Genomic DNA, 6374 nt, shown 5'->3' on the forward strand with positions numbered 1-6374 from the left:
GATCTTATCCGCGGGGGCGACCTGGTTTCGACAGGGGTTGTGAAGCGGCTAGGGCATGTCGAGGACCCGTCACCTCGTTAATCAATGGGAAAATCGTAACTGCAAACGACGATACGTTCGCACTGGCAGCCTAAGGGCCGCCGTCCTCTGCCTAGTTCACTGACGGGCTAGTGTCGCAAGACCGGTAGCAATACCGCCAGAGGTCATTTACGTCAGTTAAGCCCTGTCGGCGTCGCGACGCCAGGGTCGAAAATCCAGCGAATCGCCGTAGTGCAGCGTGTTCGTCCGCGTCGCTGCGGTTAAATCAAAAGACTGGACTAAACATGTAGAACTAGTCGTGGAGCGCTTCTGGACGCGGGTTCGATTCCCGCCGCCTCCACCAAATTCCCGCCAAACGTCTCCAACGTTTGACTAGAAAACCCCGCCGGGCCTAGCTCTGCGGGGTTTTTTATTGCAAACTTCTGCAACCTTCTTCAAACGACAGCAACCCCCACTTGGGGGTCCTCGCGGGGGTTCTCCTCGAAAATTCGGATCGAGAACCCCCGATCGTCCCGCTGGAAGCCCCCTGCACAAGAGCGCGCATATGGCCCTCACTGACATCGCGATCCGTAACGCCAAACCGACCGAAAAGCAGCAGAAGCTTTTCGACGGCGGAGGCCTGTTCCTGCTCATCAAGCCGACCGGCAATAAGCGGTGGGTGCTCAAGTACAGATTTGGCGGGAAAGAGAAGAGCCTTGCGCTCGGCACATATCCGACCGTGCCCCTCATCGAGGCGCGCAAGCGGCGCGACGCCGCGCGCGACAAACTGGCGGCAGGGATCGACCCGGGCGAGGTGAAGAAGGCCGAGAAGCGCAGCCAGCGCCTCAACGCGGAAAACTCGTTCGAGGCTGTCGCGCGCGAGTGGCACGCAAAGTACGCTCCGTCTTGGTCCGAGAGCCACGCAGCCCGCATCCTGCGCCGACTGGAAGTCGACGCGTTTCCGTGGATCGGTGGCAAGCCGGTTGCCGACCTCGCGCCGCCGGACGTGCTTGACGCGCTGCGCCGTGTCGAGAAGCGCGGCGCGCTTGAAACGGCCCACCGCCTGCACGCGAACATCGGTCAGGTTTGCCGCTATGCAGTGGCAACCGGTCGGGCGATGCGCGACGTCACCGCCGATCTACGCGGCGCTCTTCCGCCGGTACAGCAAACGCACATGGCAGCCATCACCGATCCGAAGCAGGTTGCGGAGCTGCTTCGAGCGATCGACGGTTATCAGGGCACGTTCCCCGTCGTATGTGCGTTGCGCCTTGCCCCGCTGGTTTTTCAGCGGCCCGGCGAGCTGCGCGCAGCCGAGTGGTCGGAGTTCGACCTCGACGCCGGCTCCTGGGAAATCCCGAGCCTGCGGATGAAACGCACCAGACAAGGCAAAGCGGCTGGCGGCGCGCACATCGTTCCGCTGTCAGCGCAAGCGGTCGCGATCCTGCGCGAACTGCACGCGCTGACTGGCGCCGGTCGGTTCCTGTTTCCGAGCGTTCGAACGAAAGACCGCCCGATGTCCGACAACACGATCAACGGCGCGCTGCGCCGCCTCGGATATGACGGCGACACGATGACCGGTCACGGCTTCAGAGCAATGGCGCGGACGATTCTCGACGAGGTGCTGGGCGTGCCGGCAGAGATCGTCGAGGCGCAGCTCGCTCACGCCGTGCGAGATCCGCTCGGTCGCGCGTACAACCGCACCGCACACCTGCCGCATCGCCGTGAAATGATGCAGCGATGGGCCGACTACCTCGACCGGCTCAGGGCCGGCGCCGACATCATCCCGATCACCGCCGCGTCTGGAGCCGCGTAGACTCCCGCCCGACCACCCAGAAACGAGCGCCACCTCCCTGCCCGGCGGCCCCTCCACTCACGCGGAATAGCTCTGCGGGTCGGCCAACCAGCGATGCACCTCTTCGTTTCGCCAGACGGTGCAGCGCGCGGTCAGCTGTATCGGCTGCGGTGCGCGCCCTTCCAAGCATCGCTTCCGCCATGTCTCGCGGGACACGCCCACGAACGGCGCAATCTGGTTCCACCGCGAAAGACCATTGAGCGGCAGCGAGTCGACGTGCTTATGCATGGCGTGCCTCCCCTTCAGCAAGCGCCTCCCGTCCGTACACTTGCTCCACCCACGTTCCCCGCCCGTCCCCGTGACCAAGCCACGTCGACACACCGGCGGCCGCCTCCCGGCGCGATACGCCCGCGGCCCTCTGCCGCTCCAGGTGCTCAGTTGCGTATGCGTAGCGAAGGCTATGCGGCGCGCGCTCGTCGGTCATGCCGACCTTGCGAACGACATAGTGATAGCGCTCCATCGCCCGCTTCAGATCCGGCTTGCGAACCAGCTTCCCGCCGTACTGGTTCGACAGTCCAATCGCACGCTCCACCAGCTCGGCGGCGCGCTGCCGATCCAATGGCGGACTCCGTCGCGTCTTGCCTCCCTTCGTCCCGTGGATGATGGTCACGAAGCCGTCTCCGATCGAGCTCGACAGCGCGCGCTGCCAGTCAGCCAGCGACTTGATGCTTTCGACAGCCTCGCGGGCACGCAGTCCCAACTCGAGCTGCAGCTCGAGCACAACCGCAATGCCGGGATCGATCGCAGCAACAGCAGCACGATACGGTTCCAGCTCGTCGCGCATCATCGGCCGCTTCGTGCCGGCCCGACTTGCACCCGATAGCCCGAGTGACGCATTGCTCATCTTGTCGGCAAACGGCCGGCGCCCGATCCCTTCGAGCGCCGTTCGGATGTGCGTCATGTTGTTGATGGCCGTCCGCTTCGAACGCCCTCGGGCCGTCATGTCGTTCGACCATGCGAGCAGATGCTTTTCTTTTAGCTGACCGGTCGTGTGAACCTGAAAGCCCGTGTCCCACAGAAATCGCGCGAAACGCGCGAGCGACTTCTCCCGACCTTTGGAGGTCGAGTTTGCCTGTTTGCCACGCGCCCCGCGCGCAGCACGGCACAGGTCGGCCGTGAGAGATTTGTGCGACATGCGTACCCCGAATCCATGACGTGAGGCTCGACCCCAGTTGCCTCCCTATCCGCTGGACGGAGCCGCGAAAACGCAGCTGGGAGACAACAAACGGGGGCACGAGCCTCGGCCTGGTGAGATTGGGAGCGTTCTACGCCAGCCAGCTGACGCAGCCCGGCACGCATGAACCCGGTGAGGTTCGACGCGTGGCAGGAGGACGCTTCCCCCGTTTGATCCGTGTTTTTGGCTTTGCGACCGATCGAGGGGCGCCAATGCCCCGACCGCGCGAATTGATGCGTACCGAGCGAGTCGGTACGAGATTGCAGACGCCGAGGTTAGGCGCGCCGTCGGTCGTCACGAGGACGATTGAAACGGGCGCGCCACGGCACGGCGTTAGCGCTGGGGAGCGCACGTCACGGATTGATTGCCGCAGGCGCGGCATACGGGGATTGCATAGCACTGCCTTTCGCAGGACGCGAAAAGCAGCTGGGGCCTCGCCTACCGGCGAAGCAGTCACGAGTCCATCAGGAAGCGATGGACGGATTTTGGGCGTGGGCCCTACTCAGTTCATTCGGTGATCAAGTCACCGCGCCCGCAGAGCGGGCTTTTCAAGCAATTGCCGATCACTTTCGGCGCACTTCAGTCGATGCCTTACCCAGGCGGGGTGTGGAGCAACATTAGCGGTGCTCATACAGATTGGCAACGACTTTTCAGCAGTCTGCGCCCCGCACCGAAAAATGGCGGTCACGTCTACAGAGTGACGCACACCGAACATGATGATGTGTCGTGCCAGTACTCGCGATTTCGCAAAGTGATGCACCGCATTGGCGCCGCAAATTGCCTGTATCGTCCTTGCAACACGATGGTATGCGCGCTCCCTTTTCGTGAGGATGGCGGCGATCACCGCGCCACGATGAAAAGTTGTCCAAACTTCAGCACACGTTCACACATATTCCAACCAATTCCAAATATTCGACATTAATACTCTCATTTTCGCTTCGTTATATATAAAATGTGCGCGCGCGAGGTGATTCGCGCAATTCCACATATCACCACTCTGGGGGACCGCAATGTCGCTATCCCTTTCTGCAGGCACCCAGACGAAACGGCCGATCGAGCCGGCTCAAAGTGTTGACTGGTTCCGCGTCCTCGAGGACGTGCGGCGGGCCGACTACACCCTCGCGGAGATCGCGCAGTTCACCCAGATCCCGCGCACGACGCTGCTCGGTTATCGCAATCTCGGTGCCGAGCCGAAGCATTACGCCGGCGTCACGCTGCTGAAGCTCTGGGCGCAGGTCACGGGCAAGCCGACAAACGACGCGCCCAAGCTTCAGCGGATGCCGTCCGTCTCCGACATCCTGCGAAAGTCGTGAGGCGAACGGCAGCACGCCGCTCTAGCGGTGCGTCAGCTGTTCCAGAAGCTCCGGCCATTTGCCTGCGTCGAAGGTCAGCCCCTTCCGGCTCGGCACCATCTCGCCTCCGCCATCCGGAAGGCACCACAAACGGATATTGATCACGGGCCGGCCCATGTAGATCTCGCGCGTGATCCGAATTTCCGCCGAGTCGTTCTTACGCACGCGTGCCAAGACTTCCATCGGTTGCCTCCATGTGCTGAACGAGTGCCGTCGCAGCGGCCCTTGCCGTCCTGAATTGACCGAGCGCCAGAAGCGCTCCGGCCTCCGACACCTGCCACATACCATCGTCGTGACGGTCGATCGAGAATCCGCGTTCGTGCCGCCAGCTTCCACTGGCGCAGCGCGTCAGCCCCATCGCGATCAGGGCCTGATTTCCGGGCATCACGGACACCGTCGGCTTGGGCACCGACGGTGTCGCCTGTCTCGACAGGACTTCGACCGCCCGTCGCAGGCAATGAGCGAGGTTCCGAGCCGACGACGCTTCCGCGCGTAACGATCCGGGCCGGCTGCTCGACGATTTCCGCGCAAGCGCTCGTTCGATCGCCGGCTCGGACACCGCACGCGCGGCGTGGCCGTCCAACGAATCGGAAAGCGCACGCAGCTTCCGAAGACGTTCGCTGTCGACCATTCGATCACCCTCCGAATGCATGGCTGAGATCCGGCGCGCGATGAGGCGTATGCTCCTGCGGCGCCCAGTAGAACGACTGGCCCCATTCCTGCGCCGCCTTCTGCTGCTGACGGCCGAGATAGCCCGGCGACAGGTTCTCCTGCAAGGCATTCATGAAGCCGTGGTCGATCGCGGCTTTCAGGTACCAGAGGTTAATGAACGGAGTGTGTGAGCGCACAAGGTTGACCGCCTTCGCGCCGAGATCAGTGGATTTTCCCTGAGCCGCCTTGTACGTGTTGGCGATCACCATGTCGTATAGAAGATCCCCAAGAACCGCGCCAGGGGCCGGGCCAACCAGACTTTTGATCCCGTTCGCCGCAGGAGAGCCGTATTGGCTGTTTGGATCTTGCAGCAGCATGTCCCCGAGAAAACTCAAGCCACCGCCTTGGGATGAAGCCTGCAGCCAGAACTTCGGGCGGCTCATGTCGATCGGATCCTTGCCCTGCAGCAGTTGCTTCACCTGCGTGATCACCGCGCCGAGCAGGACCGACGACGCTAGAAACGATGACGCGTACAAGTACCGGTTTGCCATCAGCGGCTGTCCTTCCTCGAAGCCCGTCGGCAGGCTCAACATGCGACGCCAGTGGCGGGAGATCAGTGCGATCGGGAACGCCTTGAACTGCATCACCGCGCGCGCGAGCTCGCCGGGCACCGTGCCCGCCTTGATACCCCACGTCGTCACGCCACGCGTCGCAAGATCGGGATTGAGGACGGCCGTCTCGCCCTCATTGTTGATGAAGGACAGCACCTTCTGAACGACTTCCTGGGTGCGCGGCGCGCCGGTGTCGTGTATCGACTCCGGCGTGAGCAATTGGCGTCCGCGGTATTCGGTCAGTTGCGTCCGATTGATCACTTCCCAATCCTCGGGCGTGAAGCCGGCGCGCTCGAGACGCGTGCGATCATAGTTGTGGAGCCGCTCCCACGGCGTCTGTCCCATTTTTCCCAGCGCACCCATCATCGACAGACTGAATCCGCGGCGAAGGCCGTCGGTCCACGCCTGCAGCAGCGACACCTTCATCGTCGAATTGGCGAGCTTCCCGGCCAGAGACGGGTTCAGCAGGTCACCCGAGATGCGATTCAGCTCGCCGGCCAGCGATTCGGCGATGATGCCATGCATCGTCAGGAAGTCCTTCGTCTCGCCGTGGAATGCGGCGGCGCCGACGTCCTGTAGCAGCTGAAAGTACGGCAGCTTGTTGACGCCGGCCGTGACCGCGATCGTATGCAAGTCAGATGTATTAGCCGGGACTTGATCTGACAGGTAGTCGGGCCGACAAAGAACGAGTCATCAATGGGGGATGAGTTTCTCCT

Annotated in this window: 7 protein-coding genes and 1 other RNA gene; 3 read left to right on the plus strand and 5 right to left on the minus strand. The window is 62.7% G+C overall.

Translation table 11 applies throughout. From position 1 onward, the window contains the following. Positions 1-12 precede the first annotated feature (12 nt). Together ssrA and WS61_RS17070 are read left to right on the plus strand one after the other, a co-directional pair. Positions 13-382, plus strand: a transfer-messenger RNA (tmRNA) gene (gene ssrA / locus WS61_RS17065). A 201-nt stretch (positions 383-583) separates the two neighbouring features. Beyond that, positions 584-1831 carry an integrase arm-type DNA-binding domain-containing protein gene (locus WS61_RS17070; RefSeq protein WP_059501699.1) on the plus strand — a complete coding sequence of 416 codons (1248 nt, stop codon included), beginning with the start codon at positions 584-586 and terminating at the stop codon, positions 1829-1831. Positions 1832-1888: 57 nt separating this feature from the next. Here the strand turns inward: WS61_RS17070 and WS61_RS33595 are convergent, their stop codons facing one another. After that, positions 1889-2098, minus strand: a complete 210-nt coding sequence (locus WS61_RS33595; RefSeq protein WP_095211757.1) for an AlpA family transcriptional regulator — start codon at positions 2096-2098, stop codon at positions 1889-1891. After that, positions 2091-3005 (minus strand): integrase domain-containing protein, encoded by a 915-nt coding sequence (locus tag WS61_RS17080; protein WP_059501704.1) that lies wholly within the window; start codon positions 3003-3005, stop codon positions 2091-2093. Before WS61_RS17080 ends, WS61_RS33595 begins: the two co-directional genes overlap by 8 nt. 1049 nt (positions 3006-4054) lie before the next feature. Here WS61_RS17080 and WS61_RS17085 point away from each other — a divergent pair. Further along, positions 4055-4357: a hypothetical protein gene (locus tag WS61_RS17085; RefSeq protein ID WP_157692742.1), complete on the plus strand. Its 303-nt coding sequence runs from the start codon at positions 4055-4057 to the stop codon at positions 4355-4357. Positions 4358-4378: 21 nt separating this feature from the next. Here the strand turns inward: WS61_RS17085 and WS61_RS17090 are convergent, their stop codons facing one another. From WS61_RS17090 to WS61_RS17095, 3 genes are read right to left on the minus strand one after another with little or no spacing between them, the layout of a single operon-like run. Further along, positions 4379-4579, minus strand: a complete 201-nt coding sequence (locus WS61_RS17090) for a transcriptional coactivator p15/PC4 family protein (RefSeq protein WP_059501707.1) — start codon at positions 4577-4579, stop codon at positions 4379-4381. Then, a complete protein-coding gene (locus WS61_RS34900; RefSeq protein ID WP_157692743.1) occupies positions 4554-5027 on the minus strand; it encodes a hypothetical protein in 474 nt (157 codons plus the stop codon). Before WS61_RS34900 ends, WS61_RS17090 begins: the two co-directional genes overlap by 26 nt. A 4-nt stretch (positions 5028-5031) precedes the next feature. Beyond that, on the minus strand, positions 5032-6291 hold the full coding sequence (locus WS61_RS17095) for a hypothetical protein (protein ID WP_059501709.1): 1260 nt from the start codon (positions 6289-6291) through the stop codon (positions 5032-5034). Between the last annotated feature and the right edge of the window lie 83 nt (positions 6292-6374).

This window comes from Burkholderia sp. ABCPW 11 (assembly GCF_001523445.1).
GTDB lineage: Bacteria > Pseudomonadota > Gammaproteobacteria > Burkholderiales > Burkholderiaceae > Burkholderia.

What these genes read in the sequence shown, in the direction of transcription:
- WS61_RS17070 (WP_059501699.1), top strand. Translation starts at nt 584, where the DNA reads ATGGCCCTCACTGACATCGCGATCCGTAACGCCAAACCGACCGAAAAG.
- WS61_RS33595 (WP_095211757.1), bottom strand. Translation starts at nt 2,098, where the DNA reads ATGCATAAGCACGTCGACTCGCTGCCGCTCAATGGTCTTTCGCGGTGG.
- WS61_RS17080 (WP_059501704.1), bottom strand. Translation starts at nt 3,005, where the DNA reads ATGTCGCACAAATCTCTCACGGCCGACCTGTGCCGTGCTGCGCGCGGG.
- WS61_RS17085 (WP_157692742.1), top strand. Translation starts at nt 4,055, where the DNA reads ATGTCGCTATCCCTTTCTGCAGGCACCCAGACGAAACGGCCGATCGAG.
- WS61_RS17090 (WP_059501707.1), bottom strand. Translation starts at nt 4,579, where the DNA reads ATGGAAGTCTTGGCACGCGTGCGTAAGAACGACTCGGCGGAAATTCGG.
- WS61_RS34900 (WP_157692743.1), bottom strand. Translation starts at nt 5,027, where the DNA reads ATGGTCGACAGCGAACGTCTTCGGAAGCTGCGTGCGCTTTCCGATTCG.